This is a genomic window from Sphingomonas ginsengisoli An et al. 2013, assembly GCF_009363895.1.
GTDB lineage: Bacteria > Pseudomonadota > Alphaproteobacteria > Sphingomonadales > Sphingomonadaceae > Sphingomicrobium > Sphingomicrobium ginsengisoli.
Genome location: NZ_CP045434.1, coordinates 1,297,819 through 1,319,827, shown reverse-complemented (window position 1 = coordinate 1,319,827; position 22,009 = coordinate 1,297,819). Strand labels below are relative to the sequence as shown.

The window sequence follows — 22,009 nt, the reverse complement described above, 5'->3', positions numbered from 1 at the left end:
CCCGGGGTGACGAGCGTAGGGCAAAAGAAAGGCCCGGCCGCCTCGTGGCGACCGGGCCTTCCTGTCACGCCGTCAGCGTGAAGGCGGGTTAGGCCTTCTTGCTGCCGTCGTCATAGGTGCCGGAAAAGCTCCGATCGAGGATGTGAGGACCCTCGCTGGTGCTGTCCGTACTGCCGGTCGAACCGCTCATGGTCGCCGCGCCGGTCGAGCCGGTCGCGCCCGTCATGCTGTTCTGCCGGTTGAGGTCGTCGCGGTCGCGGTTGGAGCGGTCGCGATTGTCGCGGTCGTCACGGTCGCTGCCGAACAGCCCGCCGAGGAAGCCGCCCGAACCGCGGTCGTCGCCACGCTCTTCGTGGAGCTGGTTGCGGAGCGAGTCCTTGGTGCCGTTCAGCGTCACCTTGTTGCCTTCGACCTTGTCGAGCAGCTGGCAGGAGAAACTGCGGTGGACGCCGTTCGCTTCGGGGTCGTGCTTGGTCAGGATGACCTTGTCACCACGGACCTTGTCGACCGTGCCGATGCGCTCACCGCTCTGGTCGACGACCTCGAAATGCTCGCGAACCTGGCCGAGCAACTCACGCTTGGTCTGGCGCTGCTGACGGAAGCCCGTGAACTCATTCTCGAACCGGCTCTGATGCTCCTGCCGATAGGCATGATAATCATTGTCGAGCTCGTCGATCTGACGCTGGCGCCAGCTCGAATAATGGTCGTCGTGCGGGCTCGAGCCGCGGCCGAGCAACGAGGCGCCGGCCCCGCTTGCCGCGCCGACGAAGCCGCCGCGGTTGCGGCTGCGGTCGTCATCGCGGTCGCGGTCGCCGCCGAACATGCGGTCATTGCGCTGGTCCTGGCTATAGTCCTGGCGGCCGTACTGCTCGCGGCTGAAGTCCTGGCTGCCCATGCCCGAGCGGCCCATGTCGCTGCCGCGGCCATAGTCGCCGGTCAGCGGCTGGTAGCGGTCGCCGCCCTGGCTCTGGAAACCACGGCTCGAGCGATCCTGGTCGCGGTCCCAATTCTGCCCTTGCGACGACGAGTAGCCGCCGCTGCGCTGGCCATAAGCCGAGGGATAGTCGCGGCCGCGGTCGGCGCGGTCGTCCTCGCTGTAGTTGGTGCTGCCCCACGGCGAGCGTTCCTGGCGGGCATAGTCGCCGCTGCGGCCAGATTGGCTGCGGTAGTCGCTTTGACCCTGGCCGTAGCTCGACCGGCCGCCGAAGCCCGAACGGTCGTCGCGGTCGCGGTCGTTGCCGAAGAAGGCGCCGCGATCATTGCGGTCGCTGCCGAAGCGGTCGCGGTCCATGCGGGCATCGCGGTCACGCCGGCCGCCCGAGCTTTCGTCACCGAACCAGCTTTGCACCTCGTCGCGCGCACGGTCCCAGAAACCGCGGTTGTCGCCACCGCGATCGCGGTCGCCACTCATGCTGTTGCGGCTCGAATAGCGATCTTCGTCGCGATATCCGCTGCCACGATCATACCGGTCGTAAGCCATTGCAACTCCTCCAAAGAGAGCATGTCGGACGGGGCAGGGGGATGCCCGCCGCATGTGGTTTGGTTAACGAGCGGAGGTGCCCCGCGTTCCGATGAATACGGGCTTCGCAGGCCAAGGGGAGGCGGCGGATCGACGAGGCGAAAAGGCGCGTTGCATGGCAACAAAAGCGCCGCTAGAGGAGCGCTCACCCAAGGTGCGGGGCTGTAGCTCAGATGGGAGAGCGCTGCAATCGCACTGCAGAGGTCAGGGGTTCGATTCCCCTCAGCTCCACCACTCACCTTGGATTAGACGCCGCGCTGTTCGCGCCCGGATTTTCCCCTTTATTCGCACTGGCTCAGCGCACGGCCTGCTTCACATAGCGGTCGAACCAGGCGATCGAGCGCTTGCTGACGTCGGCGGCCTGGGTCGGCACGCAATGGCCGGCGTCGGGGTAGATGACGAGGCTGGTCGGGACGCCCTGGCTCTTGAGCGCATTCCACCATTCGACCGACTGGGTCGGCGGCACCTCGATGTCGCGCTCGCCGACGTAGATGAAGGTCGGCGTGCGCGCCTTCTTCACATGATAGACCGCCGAGGCATCCTCATAGGCCTTGGGGTCGTCGTAGGCGGTCTTGCCGAAGAAGGGCGTCATCCAGGTGTTGATCCCGTTGGTGCCGTAATAGCTGATCCAGTTGCTGAGGCCGGCGCCGGCGACGATCGCCTTGAAGCGGTTGGTCTGGGTGTTGGCCCACATCGCCATGAAGCCGCCGTAGGAACAGCCGGTCAGCCCGAGGCGATTGTCGTCGACCGGCGCGATCTTCTCGACCGCGTCGATCCCGGCGAGAATGTCGCGCAGGTCGCCGCCGCCGAAGTCGCGCTTGTTGGCGGCGGTGAAGGCCTCCCCCTGGCCGTAGGAGCCGCGCGGGTTGGGCAGGAAGACGTAGTAGCCGGCGTCCTCGAGCGCGCTGCCGAGGCCCTTCTCGATGAAGCGGGGGGTGCTCGCCGCCGAGGGGCCGCCGTGGACCGAGACGATCATCGGGGCGCGGGTGCGGGGGTCGGCGGTGAGGGGTGAGAGCAGCCAGCCCTGCACCGTATAGCCCTCGTTGCGCCAGCTGACGCTGCGCGCCTGCACGGCGGCGGGAGCGGCGTCATTGTCGTGGGTCAACTGGCGCGGGGCGGTGGCCGGGCCGGCGTAGATCGCCGGGGCATGGGTGAAGTCCTGGACGACGCTCGCCACCGTGGTTCCGTTTGTGTCCCAAGCGAGCTTGCCGTCGCCGGCGGCGAGGCTGACCGGCATGGCGAACAGCGGACGCGGGGCGCGGCCCGGCTCGAGCGTCATCGCGCCCATGCGGTCGTTCTGCAAAGTCGCCGCGCGCAGACCGCCGTTGGTCCACTCGAGCGAGGTGAAGGTGACCGGCTGACCCTTGGTCAGGTTGGTTGGCTGGCCGCCGGCGAGCGGCACGCTCCAGACGTCGCCGCCGATCGAGCCGAAGTCGCTCATCAAGCCGCCGATATAGGCGACGCTGCGGCCGTCGGGGGAGACCCGCGGCATGTTGAGCTGGGTCGTGGGGCGGGCGATGCTGGTGACCGCACCGGTCGCCGCATCGATCCGGTCGAGCGTCGCCACCCACCAATTGGCGTCGCCGTTGCCGAGCGCCGAGGTCACCACCAGCCCGCGCCCGTCGGGCGTCCAGTCATATTCGTAGATGTAGCGCCCGCTCGGCGAGAGCGGGGTGACTGCGGCGGTTGGGGCGCTGGCGAGCGACACGATGGCGAGACGCTGCTCATCGTTGGTGACGCCAATCTCGCCGACCTGGCGGGCGCCGGCTTGGGTCGCGCCGGTCTCCTTAGTGGCGCCAAGCGTCACCAGCAGCGCGATCCGCTGGCCGTCGGGCGAGAAACGCGGGGTCGAGGCGAGGCCGGCGACGGTCGCCACCGTGCTGACCCGCCCGCCGCGGGCGAGCATCAGCATCGCCTTGCCCTGCTTCTGATCGCGGGCGAGGAAGGCGAGCGCGCCGCCATTCGGCGCGTAGGTCAGGCCCGAGTAGGAGCAAGTCGCGCACGGATCGAGACGGCGGACGATCCGGCCGTCGCGCGCCGAGCGGATGACGATCGCGCTGTGCGGCGCGGCGTCGCCTTCGATCGCCGCCAGCTCGGTCCCCGACGGCGCCAGCGCGAGTCCCCCGTAGCGATGCAGCGCGGCCGAGGCCGGGGCGAGGCTGATGGAAGCGAGCAGAATGGCGGCGATCGAGTGCATCGGGGTTCCTCATCCAAGGCCGACCGAGCGACCGCGTCCGGCTCGCATATGGAGGCCGGCGGGCGCTGTCCATTCCGGGCGCGCCGGCGGCGGTCAGTGGCGCGCCAGTGTCGCCCGTGCCTGCCGCGCCGCCGCCCAATTGGGCGCCAGCCGCAGCGCGGCATCATATTCCTTGGTCGCGTCGGCGCTCCGGCCCTGCGCCGCGAACAGGTCGCCGCGCAGCTTGTGCGGATCGGCCCAGTTGGGCGCGAGCCGGATTGCGGTGGCGAGCTTCTCATCGGCCGTGTCGAAATGGCGGACCTTGCCGAGCAGCCGCCCCCAATCGGCATAAGCGGGGGCAAGCCGCGGCGCCTGGCGGACGGCCTCGGCGTACCAGCGCTGCGCCTCACGGGCATTGCCCATCGCCTCGGCGACGAGGCCGCGGTCGCGGACGCAGGTGTAGCAGTCGAGCGGGGTGCGGGCGATCAGCGCCGCCGCCTCGGGCAGGCGGCTGAGTGCGACCAGCGCCTCGGTCTCGAGCGGCCAGTCGCCGGTCAGCGCGATGCTGCGCGCCCGGGCGGGATAAGGGATCTCCGCTTCCTGCGCCGCCGCAGCTGTGCGGAAGGTGTTAAGGGCCGACGCCAGCGCGGGCGAAGGGCCGCGAAGCAATTCCGCGCTCAAAGAAGCGAAGGCGGCGTTCGCCGCGATTGCGGCCGGGGTATCGCCCAATCCGGGCGGGGGCCGGTAGGAAAGCGCAGCCGCGAGGTCGTGCCGCTCGATGCTGGCCTCGAGCCGGGTCGCCGCGGCGGCGTCGGCCCGTCCGCTCATCGCATCGAGGCATAAGGCGGACTGGTCGAGGGCGACCGGATCGCGGGCCAGGCTGGCGCTGATCGAGCGTTGCCGACAGCGGTTCGCCTCCATCTTCGCCGCATCATATTCCTTGCTCATCGGCAACGCGAGCGAACGGGCGATCACATCGACCGCGCGCTGGTCGTGACCCATGTTCTGCTCGGCCGAAGCGACGTTCGACGAGGCCGGGATCATCTGGGGATCGATCGCCAGCGCGCGATTGGCGGCGGCAAGCGAGCCGAGGTAATCGCCTTCGCCGCGCAAGGTAACCGACAGCCCGTTATACGCCCATTTGCGCTCGCGCTCGGACGGATCGTGGGTGAGGTCGAGCAGCACCTGCTTGGCCTCGGCCGCGCGCTTGGGATCGGTCTGGACATAGATGCTGTAGCGATAGGGCTGGGTTTCGCGGAAGATCAGCTCGGCGCCCTGATTGACGAGTGCGTCGAGGTCGCCGGTCTTGCTGACGAAGCGCTGGCCGGGGGTGCCGCTGACCCGCGCGGTGAGGGCGAGCCCGGCGGGGGTCTGGCTGACCTCGCCCGAAATGCGGGTTTCCTTGCCGAGCCAGGCGCGGAGCAGCTTCCAGATCTGGTCGGCTGTGGCGCCGGTGTTGGGGATGTCGATCTTGAGCTCGTCGCCCCAATTATTGTCGTAGCTCGACGCCGCCCGCGTCGTGTCTGTCTGGGCCTGCATGGCGGCCAGCCGGTCGAGCACCTGGCTCGCCACCACTTCGCCCGACAGTCCCTGCTGGGTCATCGCCGGGGGGACGCGAAAGCTTTCCACGATCAGCGCGTCGCTTCGCGCGGCGTGGACCAGCAAGGTGACGAGCAACCCGACGACGCCGAGCGCGGCGATGGCGAGCACCGCCCAAAGCGCCGCGCGGACTCGCTCGCCGACCTCGCGGACCCGAAGCTCGGTGCATTGGGCGTGGATGAGGTCGGCCTGCCGCTCTAGCAGCTTGCGCGCGACCTCGGGCAGGGGCCTTCCCGCCGCTGCCGCGGCCATCGCGATGTCGAGCGGGTTGGGGCTTTCGGGGAGCGGCTCGGCGCGCTGTTTGCGCTGGCGACGAGGCGGCGCTGCGGCGTCAGTGGCCATTGCTTCCCTGAACCCCCCAGTTCGTGACGGTGCGGAGGCTATCAGCAATGGCTGGAAAACCAAGGGGCTGGAATTGCTCGGCCTTTGGCACAGGTGGCGTCGGCTGTTTGGTCATGCTTGAAGGTGGAAGAGCCACGGTCGGGGCAAAACGGGGAGTGAGGGCGTGCGGGCAAATCTTCGGGTGGGAGTGGCGCTCGTGCTGGCGGTGGCTGCCTCGTCGTGCGGCAAGCAGCCGGCCGAGGCGCCGCTCGAGGCGCCGCCGCGGCTGACGACGCCGGCGGTGCTGCCGCAGACGACCTCGGCCTTCACCGTTCCGATCCAGCTTCCCACCGCCGTCCTCCGCGCGGCGCTCGAACGCAGCGCGCCGCGGCAATTATGGTCGATCGACGAGCGGCGGCCCAAGTGCGTCCCGGCGCAGCGGCTCAAGCTCTTCGGACGCCGCCTCAAGGTCACGCCCGACCTCTCATGCCGGATCGTCGGCCAGGTCACCCGGGGGGCGATCAGCATCGCCGGGCAGGGGGAGCGGCTCACGATCAGCCTGCCGGTGTTCGCGCGGATCAGCGCGCGCGATGTCGGCGGGGTGCTCAAGGGCGAGACGGCGACGGGCTCAGCGGTGGTCCGCGCCGCGGTCCGGCTGGCGCTTGGCGCCGACTGGCGGCCGCGCGCCACGGTGGCACTATCCTACGACTGGCGCGAGCCGCCGGGGATCGACTTCCTCGGCCAGCGGATCAAGTTCGTCGGTCGCGCCGACCGCGAGCTCGCCAAGGTGATCGGCGGGCTCGAACGCGACCTTCAGCGCGAGATCGCCAAGGCGCCGGTCAAGCCGCTGGTCGCGCAGGCCTGGCGCGAGGGCTTTACCGTGATCGAGCTCAACCGCGACAAGCCGCCGGCGTATATGCGGATCACGCCCAAGACACTCGGCCTCGCCAGCTATGCGGTCGACAGCCGTTCGGTGCAGCTGCTGATCGGCGGCACCGCGCTGACCGAGACGACGGTCGGCGCCGAGCGGCCGGCCCCGCCGGTGCTGACGCCCCTGCCGCCGGCGAGCAAGGTGGCGCCCGACTCGCGCGGGCTGTCCTTCACCGCGGCGGTGCTGGCCGACCCGCGCCAACTAGAGCCGGTGGTGCTGCGCGCGCTGCAGAAGCTCAACGCCAAGGGGATCAAGCTCGACAAGCTCGGCCCGATCGAGGCGCTGTTCGATAAGGTCACCATCTATCCGACCAGCAACGGCCGGCTGGCGGTCGGGATCGACGTTCGCGCGCGGCGGCTCGACCCGGCGGCGCGGATGCTCGACATGAAGTCGCAGGGCACCGTCTGGCTGACGGGCAAGCCGGTCAACGACAATGACAGCCAAGTGGTGCGGGTCGAGGACCTCGCCATCTTCGGGCGGACCGACAATCGGCTGACCAACCTCGCGCTGCCTTTGGTCCAGCGGCCCGACATCATGGCCGCGATCACCGCCGCGCTGACCCAGGACTTCACCAAGGATTACGACAAGGTGCTGACCTCCGCGAGGAAGGCGATCGCCGATCGGCCGCTGGGCAAGTTCCGGCTGCAGGCCACGATCGACCAGGTCCACCACGGCCAGCTGGTGGTAACCGGCTCGGGGCTGCTGCTGCCGGTCAGCGCGCGCGGCACCGCCCGGCTGCAGCTCGCGCGCTAGATGCCGTCGCCTCCCAGTGCGCGGAAGACCTCGACCCCGTTCTGCGCCTGCGCGAGCCGCGCCCCGACGAGATTGCGTTCCGCGCTATAGGCCGAGCGCTGCGCGTCGAGCGTGGTGAGGAAGGGGTCGATGCCCTCGCGATAGCGGGCGGTGACCAGCCGCAGGGTCTCGTCGGCGGCGGCGACGTTGCGCTGGTTGGCGCCGACCCGGTCGACCAGGGTCGAGCGGTCGGCGAGCGCGTCGGCGACTTCGCGGAAACCGGTCTGGATCGCCTTCTCGTAGGTCGCGACCGCGGCCTGGGCCTGCGCGCGGCGAAGCGCGACGGTGGCGCGGCTCGCCCCGCCGTTGAAGATCGGATAGTTGAGCGCGGCCCCGGCGGAAAAGCTCAGTGCGCCGCCGGTAAAGAGGCTGGTCAGCGCGCTGCTGGCGAAGCCGAGCAGGCCGGTCAGGCTGATCCGCGGGAACAGCGCAGCGCGCGCCGCGCCGACCTCGGCATTGGCGGCGCGCAGCTGATATTCGGCCTCGATGATGTCGGGACGGCGCAGCAAGATGCGGCTGTCGAGCCCGGCGGGCAGCTCGGCGATGGTTGGCGCCGCCTGCTCGATCGAGGTCGGCAGCAGCGAGGGGTCGATCGGCGCGCCGACCAGCAATTGCAGCAGGTTGATGTCCTGCGCCTTGGCGGCGCGCTGGACGGCGAGGTCGTTGCGCGCTGTCTCGAGGATCTGCTGGGCCTGGAGGAGGTCGGTCTTGGGCGCGACCCCGCCGCGCAGGCGAGCATCGGTCAGCTTGAGGCTCTGGTCGGCCGAGCGGACGGTCTGCTCGGCGATCACCAGCAGGCTCGAATCCGCGGCATATTGCAGCCAGGCATTGGCGATTTCGCCGAGCAATGTAACGCGGATCGCGCGCGCCTCGGCGCTGGTGGCGAGCAGCCGCTGCTGGTCGGCGCGGGTCAGCGAAGCGAGCCGGCCGAACAGGTCGAGCTCGAAGCTGGGCACCTGCAGCCCGAGGTTGCCGCCGACCTGGACCCCGTTGATGTCGCCATTGGCATTGCGGGTCGGAGTGGCGGTGACGCCGGCGTTGACGTCGAGCGCGGGTAGTTGGTTGGCGCGGGTGATCCGGACCTGTGCCCGCGCGGCGGCGATGTTGGCGACGGCAATCGCCAGGTCGCGATTGTTGATCAGCGCCTGCGCCACCAGCGTCTGGAGCCGGACGTCGCGGAACACCGTGTGGTGGTCGAAGGCCGGGAGCGAGGGCGCCTCCTGCACATAGGGGTCGCCGGTCGGCCAGGTGGACGGCACCGGCGGGGCCGGGCGGACATAGGCGGGGTCGAGGCTGGTGCAGCCGCTCAGCAGCAGCGCGCCGGCGGTCAAAGCGGTGGCAAACCTCATCATGTCGTGGCCTCGCGCGGTGTCTCCGGCGACGTCTCGGGCCTCTGGGCGCGGCGCTGCCGCCAGCGCTCGCGGACCCGGCCGAGGCCGTTCTTCACGCTGGCGCGAACGAGGACGAAGAAGAAGGGGATGTAGAACAGCGCGAGCATGGTCGCGGTCAGCATCCCGCCGATCACCGCGGTGCCGATTGCGATGCGGCTGTTGGCACCGGCACCGGTCGAGATCGCCAGTGGGAGCACGCCGAAGATGAAGGCGAAGCTGGTCATCAGGATCGGACGAAGCCGGATCCGGGCGGCTTCGAGCGCGGCATCCATCACATCCTTGCCCGCCCGCTCGGCCTGTTCGGCGAACTCGATCATCAGGATGGCGTTCTTGGCTGCCAGCCCCATCGTCGTCAGCAGCCCGATCTGGAGATAGACGTCATTCTCCAGCCCGCGCAGCGTCACCGCGATGATCGCGCCGACCAGGCCCAAGGGAATGACCAGCAGCACCGCCACCGGGATCGACCAGCTTTCGTAGAGTGCGGCGAGACAGAGGAAGACGACCAGTAGTGACAAGCCGTAGAGCAATGGTGCCTGACCCGACGACAGCCGCTCCTGATAGGAGGCGCCCGACCAGGCGACGCTGGTGCCGGGGATCTGGCTGGCAAGCTTCATCATCTCGTCCATCGCCTCGCCCGAGCTGACGCCGGGCGCGGCCGATCCCTGGAATTCGGCGGCGGGCACGCCGAGGAAGCGCGACAGGCTCGACGGACCAGTGTCCCAGCCGGTCTCGCTGAAAGCGGTGAACGGCGACATCTGCCCGCTCGAGCCGCGAACGTACCATTGGCTGAGGTCTGACGGGTCCTTGCGATAAGGCGCGTCGCCTTGGACGAAGACGCGCTTGACCCGGCCCTTGTCGATGAAGTCGTTGACGTAGCGACCGCCCCAGGCGGTCGACAGCGTCGAGTTGACGTCGCCCTGGTTGAGGCCGAGCGCGGTCAGCTTTTGCTGGTCGACCTTGATGTCGAGCTGGGCGACATCGGGGAGATCGGACAGGCGCACGCCGGTCAGCTTGGGATTGGCGTTGGCGGCCGCGAGCAACTGGTCGCGCGCGTCGGCGAAGGCCTGGCGGGTCATCCCGCTCGAATTCTGCAACTCCATGGTGAAGCCGCTCGACTGGCCGAGGCCGCGGATCGCGCCCGGCACGAGCGCGAACACCTGCGCGTCGCGGAAGCCGCGGAAGGCGCCCGAGGCGCGCGCGACGATCGCGTCGGCGCCATTCTCCTTCCCCTTGCGCTGGTCCCACGGGGCGAGGTTGATGAAGCCCTGGCCGGTGTTCTGTCCGGTCGCGCCGCCACCACCACCACCACCCGCGACGGTGAAGACGGTGGCGAGGTTCTTGTCCTCATATTTGGCGAGATATTGCTCGATGGCGGTCTGGACCTGGAGCGTGCGCTGCTGGGTGGCGCCGGCGGGAAGGCGGAACTGGATGCTGGCCGCGCCCTGGTCTTCGGTCGGCAGGAAGCTCGACGGCAGACGGAAGAACAACACCACCAGCACCGCGCAGACCACCGCGTAGACGCCGAGCGCGAGCCACTTGCGCGCGATCACGGCCTTGACCGCGCCCTCGTAGCGCTCGACCCCGCGGCTGAAGGTGCGGTTGAACCAGTCCTGGAAGCGGTGGGTCAGCGCCATGAAGCGATTGGAATCGTGGCGCTCGGCCGCTTCCTCCTCCTTGGGCTTGCGCGCTTTCAGCAGGCCCGAGGTGATCGCCGGCGAGAGAATCAGCGCGACCAGCACCGACAGCACCATGCAGCTGATGATGGTCAGTGAGAATTGCTTGTAGATGACGCCGGTCGAGCCGCCGAAGAAGGCCATCGGCAGGAACACCGCCGAGAGGACCACCGCGATGGCGACCAGCGCGACCTGGATCTCCTCCATCGACTTGAAGGTCGCTTCCTTCGGGCTCATGCCCGGATTTTCTTCCATCAGGCGCTCGACGTTCTCGACCACCACGATGGCGTCGTCGACGAGTAGGCCGATCGCCAGCACCAGCCCGAACAGGGTCAGCGTGTTGATGGTGAAGCCGACGAGATAGAAGATGGCGAAGGTGCCGAGCAGCACCACCGGCACCGCGATCGCCGGGACCAGCGTCGCCCGCCAGCTCTGCAGGAAGACGAACATCACGATGACCACGAGGACGACCGCCTCGAGCAGCGTCTTCACCACCTCGTCGACCGACAGTTTAATGAAGGCGGTCGTGTCGTTGGCGTAGGTGTGCTTGAGGTTCGACGGGAAGCCGGTCGCCAGATCGTTCATCTTGGCCTTGACCAGCTCGGCGGTCTTGAGCGCGTCGGCGCCGGGCGCGAGGCTGACCGCAATGCCGGCGCCGGGGTGGCCATTGACGTGAATGATCGCGTTGTAATTCTCGGCGCCCAATTCGACCCGGGCGACGTCGGCGATGCGTACCGTCGCGCCCGACGGCGCGGTCTTGAGGATGATATTCTCGAACTGCTCGGGGGTTTGCAGCCGCGACTGCGAAGTGACTGTGGCGTTGAGCAGCTGCGGACCGGCGGTCGGCAGGCTGCCGACCTCACCCGCCGCGACTTCGGTATTCTGGTTCTGAAGCGCGGTGATGACATCCGACGGCATCAGCGAGACCGCCGCCAACCGGGCGGGATTGAGCCAGATGCGCATCGCGCGCGGCGAGCCGAACACGTTGACGTCGCCGACCCCGGGAATGCGCGAGAGCGGATCCTGGATGTTCGAGGTGAGATAGTCCGAGACGTCGATGTTGGTCAGCCGGTTAGTCGGGTCGTAGACCGCGACGATCAGCAGGAAGTCGGGGTTGGACTTGGTGACCGTGATGCCCTGCTGCTGGACCTGCTGCGGCAGGCGGCTGGTGGCCTGCTGGACCTTGTTCTGGACCTGCACCTGGGCGGTGTCAGGATCGGTACCCTTGCTGAACACCGCCGAGACGCTGACCGAACCGCGCGAGCTCGAGGTCGAGCTGAAGTAGAGTAGACCGTCGAGACCGGTGAGCTGTTGCTCGATGATCTGGGTGACGCTGTTCTCGACCGTCTGGGCGTTGGCGCCGGGGTAGGTGGCGCGGACGTTGACCTGCGGCGGGGCGACGTCGGGATATTGTTCGACCGGCAGCAGGGTGATGCAGCCGATGCCGGCGAGCATCACGATGATCGCCAGCACCCAGGCGAAGATCGGCCGGTTGATGAACAGCTTGGACATGCGCTAGCGGCCGCCCCCCGCCGCCGCGCCGCCGCCGCCGCGCCCGCCACGACCGCCACCGCCCTGACCGGGCGCCCGCGGGGCGATCTTTTGCGGCGTGTTCGCCGGGACGGGCTTGAGCGCCGCGCCCTCCTTCAGATTGGCGAGACCCTGCGTGATGATCTTGTCGCCCGCGTTGAGACCGCTGGTAATCACCCAGTTGGTCCCGTAGGTGCGGTCGGCGTTGACATTGCGCCGCACCGCCTTGTTGCCGGGACCGACGATGTAGACGAACGCCTCGCCACCGAGATCGCGCTGGAGCGCGCTCTGCGGCACCAGGATCGCGTTGGGGGTCACCGCCTGGATGAAGTTCGCCTGGACGAACATGCCCGGAAGCAGCGTGCCCTGCGGATTGGGGAAGCTGGCGCGCAGGGTGACCGTGCCGGTCGCCTGGTCGACCATCATCTCGGCAAACTGGACCGTCCCCGTGTAGCCGTAGTCGGAGCCGTCTTCCTGCTTCAGCCGCACCTGGGTGCTGCCGGGGTCGGCGCCGCCAGACCGGATCGCCTGCCGGAGCGCGCTTAGCGCCGCGCTCGACTGCTGGATGTCGACGTAGATTGGGTCGGTTCGCTGGATCACCGCCAGCGGGTCGGTCTGGCTGTTGCTGACCAGCGCGCCCTGGGTGAACAGGCTGCGTCCGATCCGGCCGCTGATCGGCGCCTTGATGGTGGTGAAGTTCAAGTTGATGTTGGCGGTCTGCAGCGCCGCGCGGTTCTGCGCGACCTGCGCGGTCGCCTGCCGGGCCTGGGCCGCGGCGTCGGTGTAATCCTGCTGGCTGACCGCCTGGATCTGCGCCAGCGGACGATAACGCGCCGCCTTGGCCCGCGCGGCATCGGCCGCGGCGATCGCGTTGGCGACATTGGCGCGCTGTTGGTTGGCCGCGGCCTGATAGAGGCGTGCGTCGATCTGATAGAGCGGCTGGCCCTGGCGGACGAAGCTGCCCTCGGTGAACAGGCGTTTCTGGATGAGGCCGGTGACCTGCGGGCGTACTTCGGACGTCTCGAAGGCGACCGTGCGGCCGCCGAGTTCGTTGACCAGGGGCACGTTGCTCGGCTGGACGACGACGAAGCCAACCTCCTTGGGTCCGCCCGCGCCGCCGCGGCCGCCCGGACCGCCGGCGCCGCCGCCCGAATTGCCACCGTCGCTGCCGCCGCATCCGGCCAGGGCCGTGCCCAGCATCAGCAGGCCCGCCCAGCGCCCCACGCTCGGCCGCGCGCGGCCAGGGAGTGAGGGCCGCAGCGACCGTGCCGTCATCCGATCATCCTTCAAGCAAACTTCCGGTCTTGTCAGGGGAGGGGGCACTTGGGCGTCAGCCCCGCATCCGCCAACCCGCGCATCGGCGGACGGGCGGCGACGCTCGACGAAGGGAAAACGCCGCCAAGCGCCTGTCGGTTAAGTTCGTTCCTGCAACAAAGTTCCCCTACTGGCCCATAGACCAGCCATGAACTTTTGGTCAGGCGCTGGCCGGATCCTCGCGCACCCGCAGGGTGGCAAGCGCGGCAAGCACCAGCGTTCCGGCGGCGAAGGCCATCGTCCAGATCGGTTGGCCGGGGAAGAAGGCCTTCATGATCGAGCCCATGAGTGCCGCTACCAGAAGCTGCGGGAGGACGACGAAGACGTTGAACAGTCCCATGTAGATGCCGAGCTTGCGTTGGGGCAGGCTGGCGGCAAGGATCGCGTAGGGCATGGCGAGCAGCGAGGCCCAAGCGATCCCGATCGCGATCTCAGCGAATATCAACTGTGACGGCGTGCGAAGGACAAAGAAGCTGGCATAGCCGACTGCGCCGCAAAGCAGGCCAAATGCGTGAGTCCTTACCTTGCCGATGGTTCGCGCCAAGAACGGCAGTAATGTGAGCGCGGCGATCGCCGCGACCCCGTTGTAGATCGCAAACAAAACCCCCACCCAATTGCCTGCTTCCTGGAAGCTCGCGCTGGTGCTGTCGGTCGTCCCGTAGAAATATTGCGCGACTACTGGGGTCGTGAAGGCCCACATGATGAACAACGCAGACCAGGTGAAGAACTGGACCAGTGCCAGCTTTTTCATGACCGGCGGCATGCCCGAGAAATCGCCAACGATGCTCGACAGCATTCCTGCGCCTTTTCCGCGGCGGGCAAGGATGATTGCGAGCGCGCTCAACGCGGCATAACCGATCAGCAGCGCCCCCAAGAGGTAAACCTCCTTCTGGAGGTCGAGCGCGCGCGTCCCGACGATTACTAGCACGCCGGCCATCAGCCAGACGAAACACCAGCTGAAAGTCCGGCTGGCGAGGAGGCGGATCGTGTCGTCTCCGCTCTCGTGCTGTGTCGGCTCGCCGAACTGGCTAAGCTCCTCGGGCGAATATTCGCGGGTGCTGAGCACTGTCCACAGCACGGCGGCGAGCAGCGCCGCGCCGCCGGCCCAGAAGCTCCAGCGGACGGTCGGCGGGACGCCCCCGCCGGCGACCTCGTTCGCGACCCCGAAATGCTCGAGCAGGTATGGGAAGATCGAACCGACCACCGCGCCCGCGCCGATGAAGGCGGTCTGCACCGCATAGCCGGCAGTATGCTGATCCTTGCGCAGCACGTCGCCGACGAAGGCGCGGAACGGCTCCATCGAGATGTTGAGACTGGCGTCGAGCGTCCACAGCAAGAGGCCCGCCATTAGCAGCACCTGGCTTTCGGGCATCAGGATCAGGCTCAGCGTCGCCAGCAGCGCGCCGGCGAGGAAGTAGGGCCGCCGCCGCCCGAAGCGGCCAAGCCAGGTGCGGTCTGAAAGGAAGCCGATGATCGGCTGGATCAGCAGCCCGGTCAGCGGCGCGGCGATCCACAGCGCGGGCAGGTCATCGAGGCTCGCGCCCAAGGACTGGAAGACCCGGCTCATGTTGGCGTTCTGCAGTGCGAAGCCGATCTGGATGCCGAAGAAGCCGAAGCTCAGGTTCCACAGGCCCGCCCAATTAAGGCGCGGCTTCTCCGCCATGCTCGTGATCTGATCCAATGCTTGAGGCCTCCTCCGCCCGCAACGCTGGCCGCACGCTGGCACCGAAGCGCGCCGCTGCCAACGGCACATCGCGCTTGTGCGGCACGCGTGCATAGGTATTCACAGGTGACAGCGTGCGTCGGCATGGCCAGCGTGCGGCAGGAGAGGGGATTTTTCGATGGCCGTGACAAGCGTGGCGCCGGATGCGGCGGGGGATGGTTCGGGTTCGGCCGGTCAGCACATCGATGCGCCCGAGCTGCGCTATTTCGTGTTCGCATTGTTCTTCATCTTCGGCGGCATCACCAGCCTCAACGACGTCATCATCCCCAAGCTGAAGGAGCTGTTCACGCTCAGCTTCTTCGAGGCGAGCCTGGTCCAGTTCTGCTTCTTCATCGCCTATGCGATCGTCGGCATCCCCGGCGCGCGGCTGGTCAAGCGGATCGGCTACATGCGCGGCGCGCTGGCAGGCCTCGTCACCATGCTGGTCGGCTGCTTGCTGTTCATTCCGGCCAGCCGCCAGGCGCTCTTTCCCTTGTTCCTGTTCGCCTACTTCGTGCTCGCATCGGGCGTGGTGCTGGTCCAGATCGTCGCCAATCCGCTGATCAGCCTGCTCGGACCGGCACGGACGACCAGTAGCCGCCTGACGTTCGCCCAGGCGTTCAACTCGCTCGGCACGACCATCTTCCCCTATTTCGGCTCGATCCTGATCCTCGGCGGCCTCGCCACGGTCGCCGCCAAGGACCTGTCGGGCCCAGCGCTCGACGCCTATCGGACCAACGAAACCCACGCGATCGTCAGCGGCTATATTGGTCTGGCGATCGCTCTCGCGGTGGTCGCCGGGGCGGTGTGGCTGTTTCGCAATGCCTTGAAGGGCGAGCGGCACGAGCCGAGCAGCCTCGCCGACGGCCTCGCGCTGCTCAAGGGCACGCGCTTCGGCTGGGGCGCGGCGTGCATCTTTCTCTACGTCGGCGCCGAAGTGGCGATCGGCAGCTTCATCGTCAGCTATCTCAAGCAGCCCGAGGTGCTGAACGCGACCGATCTGTCGGCCGGCAAGCTCATCCCGCTCTACTGGGGCGGGGCGCTGATCGGCCGCTTCATCGGCTCGGCGGTGCTGCGCGTCGTCAGCCCGGGCAAGCTGCTGACCTTCAACGCGATCGGGGCGATCACGCTCATCCTCATCAGCGCCAACACCAGCGGCAACGTCGCCGCCTACACGCTGCTGGCGATCGGCCTGATGAACTCGATCATGTTCCCGACCATCTTCAGCCTCGCCTGCGAGGAACTCGGCGCCAAGGCGGCCGACGGGTCGGGGATCATCAACGTCGCCATCGCCGGCGGCGCGATCATCCCGGCCATCTACGGCGCGACCGCCGACAAGATCGGCCTGGCCGCGGCGCTGGCGCTGCCGGCGCTGTGCTATGCGCTGATCGCAGGCTTCGGCATGTGGTGCGCGCGGCATCATCATGCCGACCGCGAGGTGGGCGCCTAAGGGACGCTCGATCCGCGGACCTTGAGCGTGACCGGGAGCAATTTGCTCTCGGTCCCGCGTTGCTCGATGCTGGCGATGAGGCCTTCGACCAGCGCCTTGCCCGCGGCGCGGGCGTCCTGCGCGACGGTGGTCAGCGGCGGGTTGGCGTAGCCCGCCGCGGCGAGGTCGTCGAAGCCGACCACCGACACGTCGCGCGGAACGACGTTGCCGCCTTCCTGCAGCGCATGCATCGCCCCGACGGCGGCGAGGTCCGAGGAGGCGAACAGCCCGTCGGGGAGGGGGCCGCGCCGCGCCAATTCGGTGACCGCCGCACGGCCTTCGGCTTCGCTCGGCCCCGCCATTACGCGGAGCTGCTCATCGACCGGTAGACCGGCGTCGTGGTGCGCGCGAACGTAGCCGCGGTGGCGCTCGAGGAATTCGGGATAGGCCTCGGTGGCGGTGCCGATGAAGGCGATGCGGCGCCGGCCGGCGTCGAGCAAGTGGCGGGTCGCGTCATAGCCGCCCTGTTCATTGTCGCAGCCGACCACCGCGCCGAACTCGGCCGCGCGGGGATTGCCCCAGCAGATGAAGTGCGTCCCGTGCTTGACCAGCTGCTCTAGCCGCGGGCGATGCAGCGTATAGTCGCCGTAGCCCAGCAGGATGATGCCGTCGGCCTTGCGGCTGTCCTCGTAATCGACGTGCCAGTCGTCGGAGAGCTGCTGGAAGCTGATCAGCAGGTCGTAGCCGTGCGCTGCGCAGGCCCGCACCATCGAGCCCAGCATCGACAAATAGAAGGGATTGATCAGCGTGTCGTCGGGGGTCGGGTCCTCGAAGAACAACGCGGCGAGGGTGCGCGCCTGCTGCCGGCGGAGGCCCGAGGCGTTCTTGTCGACCTTGTAGTTGAGCTGCTCCGCGGCGGCGAAGACTCGGGCCCTGGTTTCAGCGCTGACCGCCGAATTTCCCGACAGCGCGCGGGACACGGTCGGCTGCGAGACGCCCGCCAGGGCCGCGATATCGAACGAAGTTGGCCGCCGCTGTGACATCTGTGCCGCACTGTAGCCGCTTGAATACGTATGTATAGCGGGGCCCGTCCGTTCCCCTCCCGAATATGGCTGGTAGATTACGCTTCGGGGCAGATCACTGGTTTGTCCGTGGAGGAACTTATCGGCCACGACGCCTGGGTGTCAGCGCCGACTGGAGGGGAACAAACGTGACTTCGAACCTGTATCTGCGGCGCTTTACCGGCGCGGCGAGCCCGCTGGCGCTTGGCGTCGCCCTGGCGATGACCGCGAACCCGGCCGCTGCGCAGTCGACCACGCCTCCGGCGCCGAGCCCAGTGGTCACCGGTGACGCCAGCCAGGCGACCGCGGCCGCCGCGCCCGTCGCCGATCCCGCCACCACCCCCGCGGTCGACCCCAACGCCGACAGCAGTGTCGTCGTGGTTCGCGGCTTCCGCGCCGCGCTGCAGTCCGCCGTCAACAAGAAGAAGAACAGCGACCAGGTCGTCGAGAGCGTCTCGGCCGAGGACATCGGCAAGCTGCCCGATGCCTCGATCGGTGAATCGATCGCCCGCCTGCCCGGCATCGCCTCGCAGCGCACCAACGGCCGCGCCAGCGGCATCGCCGTCCGCGGCTTCGGTCCCGACTTCTCGACCACGCTGCTGAACGGCCGCGAGCAGACCTCGACCAACGACGCCCGCGGCGTCGAGTTCGATCAGTATCCCTCGGAAATCGTCAGCCGCGTCGACGTCTACAAGACGCCGTCGGCGGCGCTGGTCGGCCAAGGCCTGGTCGGCACCATCGATATCCGCACCGCGCGTCCGCTCGACTATTCGAAGCCCGTGGTCGCGATCGGCGCCCGCGCCAGCTACGACGACATCGGCAAGCGTGCCGGCTTCCCCAAGTATGGCAAGCGCTTCAACGGCACCTTCATCGACCAGTTCGCCGACAAGCGCGTCGGGATCGCCATCTCGGCGTCCTACCTCGACGAGACCTATCCCAACCAGCAGTTCAACGCCTGGGGCTATTCCGGCAGCGGCACGTCGGGCGATCCCTATGTGATCGGCGGGTCGAAGTCGTACGTGTCGACCACGCGCCTCAAGCGCTACGGCATCAACGGCACGCTGCAGTTCAAGCCGACCGACACGGTGACGATCACCGCCGACGGCTTCTACAGCCACTTCAACGACGATGGTAATTTGAAGGGCATCGAGCTGCCGCTGGCGTTCGGCGGCGGCTTCAACACCACCGGTCCTGTCAACACCACCGTCAGCAACAATGTCATCGTCAGCGGGACCTTCCCGACCGTCTATGGCGTCGTCCGCAACGACATCTTCCAGCGCAAGGCCAAGCTCTACTCGGGCGGGCTCAACCTGACCTGGAACCCGGGTAACGGCTGGGCTGGCTTCATCGATTACGGCCGCTCGCGCACCCGCCGCAACGAGCTCAGCCTCGAGAGCTATTCGGGCACGGGCTACGGCAACAATGCCGCCGACCCGAGCGATCGCATCGGCTTCACCTCGACCGAGACCGGCACGACCTTCACCCACGTGCTGAACTATTCGGATCCGAACCTCATTCGCCTGACCGATCCGCTCGGCTGGGGCGGTTCGACGATCCAGGCCGGTTACTACAACAACCGCATCGTCAAGGACGACCTGGCGCAATATCGCGCCGAGGTCAGCCACGAGTATAACAACTTCTTCAATCGCCTGCGGCTCGGCTTCAACTTCACCGACCGCAACAAGTCGCTGACCCCGGACGAGGCCTTCATCAGCCTGCCGGCCGGCCAGACGAGCGCGGTGGTGCCCTCGCAGTATCTGCAGACGCCGACCAACCTCGACTATCTCGGCCTTGGTCCGATCATCAGCTACGACGCGCGCCAGCTGCTGGCCGCGGGCGTGCTGCGCTTCCTGCCGAACAACTCGCAGGACATCCCCGCCAAGGCGTTCAACGTCAAGGAACGCCTCGCCATCCCGTATGTGCAGGTCGACCTCAAGGGTGAGTTCGGCTCGGCCGAAGTGACCGGCAACATCGGCGTCCAGGCGGTTCACACCGACCAGTCGTCGAGCGGCCTGTTCTTCGTCGCGGGCAACTCGACCGCGCAGTTCCGCAAGCTCGGCGCCAAGTATCTCGACGTGCTGCCGAGCGCCAACCTGTCGCTCCGCTATCCGGGCGGTCAGGTGATCCGCCTCGGGCTCGCCCGCGAGATCCAGCGGCCGCGCCTCGACGACCTGCGTGAGGCGCTGTCCTACGGCGTCGACACCAACCCGGCCAACTGCCCGACCGCGGCGAGCAGCTGCTACAGCGGCGGCGGCGGCAACCCGTACCTGCGGCCCTACCGCGCCAATGCGCTCGACCTGACCTTCGAGCAGTATTTCGCCGGGTCGAAGGGCTACGCCGCCCTGCAGCTCTACTACAAGGACGTGTCGAGCTACATTTCGGACGGCAAGATCGTCTACGACTTCACCGGCCTGCCCGCCCCGACGGGCGTGCTGCCGGGGACCTCTACGGTCGGCTATCTCAGCGGCAAGGCCAACACGAGCGGCGGCGGCATGTACGGCGCCGAGCTGGCGGCGACCCTGCCGTTCACGGTGTTCACCAACTATCTCGACGGCTTCGGCTTCACCGGCGGCGTGGGCTACACCCACACCCGGGTGCGCGATCAGAACGGCAACATCAGCCAGATCCCGGGCTATTCGAAGTGGGTCGCCAACGGCACGCTGTTCTTCGAGAAGTGGGGCTTCAACGCCCGCGGCAGCGTCCGCTACCGCTCGAGCTTCCTGGGTGACTTCACCGGCTTCGGCGGCTCGCCGACCCGGCGGACCGCGCTGGGCGAGACGATCATCGACGCTCAGGTCGGTTACGACTTTGGCGAGGGGAGCATGCTCAAGGGCCTGTCGCTCTACCTCCAGGGCCAGAACCTGACGGACGAGCGGTTCGAGTCGGTCGCGAACACTGCCAACCCGCTGACGGTCATCGACCATCAGACCTATGGGCGGCGCTACCTCGCCGGCTTCACCTACAAGTTCTAAGGTGCCACCGGCCCCGCTCTCACACGGGAGCGGGGCCGGACTTTTTTTGGGCCACGGGAGCCATGATGTCCAAGTCCGGGATCCGGGACATCGTCATCGCCGGCGGTGGCTCCGCTGGCTGGATGGCGGCGGCGGCGCTCGGGCGTTTCCTCGGCCACGGCCATCGTCTGACCCTCGTTGAATCCGACGCCATCGGCACGGTTGGCGTGGGCGAAGCGACCATTCCGCAAATCCACTTGTTCAACGCCTCGCTGGGGATCGACGAGCGTGAGTTCGTCGCCGCCACCTCGGCGACCTTCAAGCTGGGGATCGAGTTCGCTGGTTGGGTCCGTCCCGACCACCGCTACATGCACGCCTTCGGCGTGGTCGGTCGCGGCAGCGGGCTGATCCCGTTCCGCCAACTGTGGTTGCGTGCTCGCGCAGCGGGGGTCGCGGGCCCCTATGGCGACTACAGTTTCAACGAAACCGCCGCGCGCGCCGGGCGGATGGGGCGCGGGAACGGGCAGCCAGGACCGGTGCCCGACCTCGCTTACGCCTATCATTTCGACGCCGCGCTCTATGCCGGCTTCCTCCGCCAGCTCGCCGAGGCGGCGGGCGTTACCCGGATCGAGGGTAAGATCGAACGGGTGGAGCGCGATCCCGCCAGCGGGGACATTGCCGCGCTCCATCTCGAGGCCGATCGACGGGTCGCGGGCGACCTGTTCATCGACTGCACCGGCTTTCGCTCGCTGCTGGTCGGCGAGACGTTGGGCACACCGTTCGAGGATTGGTCGCGCTACCTGCCGTGCGACCGCGCGCTGGCGATGCCGTGCGCGCGCTCTGACGCCTTCCGCCCTTACACCCAGTCGCTGGCGCGTGCCGCTGGCTGGCAGTGGCGCATCCCGCTCCAGCACCGCACCGGCAATGGGCATGTCTATTCGAGTGCGCACCTCAGCGACGACGAGGCTGAGCGGATCCTGCGAGACAACCTCGACGGCGAGCCGCTCGGCGACCCGCGCCCGATCAAGTTCACCAGCGGGCGGCGGACCATGCCGTGGACCGGAAATGCGATCGCGCTCGGACTCGCGGCGGGCTTCATGGAACCCCTGGAATCGACCAGCATCCACCTCGTTCAGTCGGGCATCGCGCGGCTCTTGACGATGCTTCCGGCGAGTGAGGACTGGTCGGCCGAGCGCGACCTGTTCAACCGCCTGTCCGCTACCGAGTGGGAGCGAATCCGCGACATGATTGTGCTCCACTACCACGCCAACGAGCGGGTCGGTGAAGCCTTCTGGGACGACTGCCGGGCAATGCCGATCCCCGACACGCTGGCGCAGAAGATCGCCGCCTTCCGCGCCTCGGGAACGCTGGTCCGCGAGGCCGACGAGCTGTTCACCGAGGAGGGTTGGGCGCAGGTGCTCATCGGGCAGAGCGTGCTGCCCGCGGGCGCTTCGCCGCTGACCGACGGGCTCGAACCCGCCGAGCTGCAAGGCTATCTCGCCGCGATCGCCGACGCCGGGCGACGCAAGGCCGCGAACCTGCCCACTCACGCCGAATTCGTTGCCGCCTTGACGCGCGGCCAGCTCGCTCGAATGAGCGCGGTTCACTAGGGGAATGACC

At 68.0% G+C, this 22,009-nt stretch carries 12 protein-coding genes and 1 tRNA gene; 5 read left to right on the top strand and 8 right to left on the bottom strand.

Annotation, left to right across the window (positions count from 1 at the left end):
• Positions 1–88 precede the first annotated feature (88 nt).
• Positions 89–1,480, bottom strand: a complete 1,392-nt coding sequence (locus tag GCU42_RS06380; RefSeq protein WP_114226754.1) for a DUF2171 domain-containing protein — start codon at positions 1,478–1,480, stop codon at positions 89–91.
• Positions 1,481–1,677: 197 nt separating this feature from the next.
• On the opposite strand from GCU42_RS06380, the gene GCU42_RS06375 reads away from it, so the two are divergent.
• Positions 1,678–1,753 (top strand) — tRNA-Ala (locus tag GCU42_RS06375).
• Between the two features lie 61 nt (positions 1,754–1,814).
• Here the strand turns inward: GCU42_RS06375 and GCU42_RS06370 are convergent.
• Both GCU42_RS06370 and GCU42_RS06365 read right to left on the bottom strand, forming a co-directional pair.
• Positions 1,815–3,716 carry a S9 family peptidase gene (locus GCU42_RS06370; RefSeq protein ID WP_114226753.1) on the bottom strand — a complete coding sequence of 634 codons (1,902 nt, stop codon included), beginning with the start codon at positions 3,714–3,716 and terminating at the stop codon, positions 1,815–1,817.
• A gap of 93 nt (positions 3,717–3,809) precedes the next feature.
• Positions 3,810–5,636: a tetratricopeptide repeat protein gene (locus tag GCU42_RS06365; RefSeq protein ID WP_114226752.1), complete on the bottom strand. Its 1,827-nt coding sequence runs from the start codon at positions 5,634–5,636 to the stop codon at positions 3,810–3,812.
• A 163-nt stretch (positions 5,637–5,799) separates the two neighbouring features.
• Here GCU42_RS06365 and GCU42_RS06360 point away from each other — a divergent pair, with 163 nt between their 5' ends.
• A complete protein-coding gene (locus tag GCU42_RS06360) occupies positions 5,800–7,299 on the top strand; it encodes a DUF4403 family protein (protein WP_114226751.1) in 1,500 nt (499 codons plus the stop codon).
• On the opposite strand, the gene GCU42_RS06355 is transcribed toward GCU42_RS06360, so the two are convergent.
• From GCU42_RS06355 to GCU42_RS06340, 4 genes are all read right to left on the bottom strand, one after another.
• The gene (locus GCU42_RS06355; protein WP_114226750.1) at positions 7,296–8,690 is read right to left on the bottom strand and encodes an efflux transporter outer membrane subunit; all 1,395 of its coding nucleotides are present in this window, start codon (positions 8,688–8,690) and stop codon (positions 7,296–7,298) included. The two genes, GCU42_RS06360 and GCU42_RS06355, sit on opposite strands and share 4 nt — an antisense overlap.
• Positions 8,687–11,914 carry an efflux RND transporter permease subunit gene (locus tag GCU42_RS06350; protein ID WP_114226749.1) on the bottom strand — a complete coding sequence of 1,076 codons (3,228 nt, stop codon included), beginning with the start codon at positions 11,912–11,914 and terminating at the stop codon, positions 8,687–8,689. The genes GCU42_RS06355 and GCU42_RS06350 overlap by 4 nt, the downstream gene beginning before the upstream one ends.
• Before the next feature lie 3 nt (positions 11,915–11,917).
• The gene (locus GCU42_RS06345; protein ID WP_240309356.1) at positions 11,918–13,207 is read right to left on the bottom strand and encodes an efflux RND transporter periplasmic adaptor subunit; all 1,290 of its coding nucleotides are present in this window, start codon (positions 13,205–13,207) and stop codon (positions 11,918–11,920) included.
• Positions 13,208–13,406: 199 nt separating this feature from the next.
• The gene (locus GCU42_RS06340; protein WP_205214974.1) at positions 13,407–14,909 is read right to left on the bottom strand and encodes an MFS transporter; all 1,503 of its coding nucleotides are present in this window, start codon (positions 14,907–14,909) and stop codon (positions 13,407–13,409) included.
• A gap of 178 nt (positions 14,910–15,087) precedes the next feature.
• Here GCU42_RS06340 and GCU42_RS06335 point away from each other — a divergent pair, with 178 nt between their 5' ends.
• The gene (locus tag GCU42_RS06335) at positions 15,088–16,398 is read left to right on the top strand and encodes a sugar MFS transporter (protein ID WP_114226748.1); all 1,311 of its coding nucleotides are present in this window, start codon (positions 15,088–15,090) and stop codon (positions 16,396–16,398) included.
• Here GCU42_RS06335 and GCU42_RS06330 read toward each other — a convergent pair.
• Positions 16,395–17,420, bottom strand: a complete 1,026-nt coding sequence (locus GCU42_RS06330; protein ID WP_114226747.1) for a LacI family DNA-binding transcriptional regulator — start codon at positions 17,418–17,420, stop codon at positions 16,395–16,397. The genes GCU42_RS06335 and GCU42_RS06330 overlap by 4 nt on opposite strands.
• A 167-nt stretch (positions 17,421–17,587) precedes the next feature.
• Between GCU42_RS06330 and GCU42_RS06325 the strand changes: the two genes are divergently transcribed.
• A complete protein-coding gene (locus GCU42_RS06325; protein WP_240309355.1) occupies positions 17,588–20,410 on the top strand; it encodes a TonB-dependent receptor in 2,823 nt (940 codons plus the stop codon).
• Between the two features lie 62 nt (positions 20,411–20,472).
• A complete protein-coding gene (locus GCU42_RS06320) occupies positions 20,473–21,999 on the top strand; it encodes a tryptophan halogenase family protein (protein ID WP_335341006.1) in 1,527 nt (508 codons plus the stop codon).
• Positions 22,000–22,009: the final 10 nt, after the last annotated feature.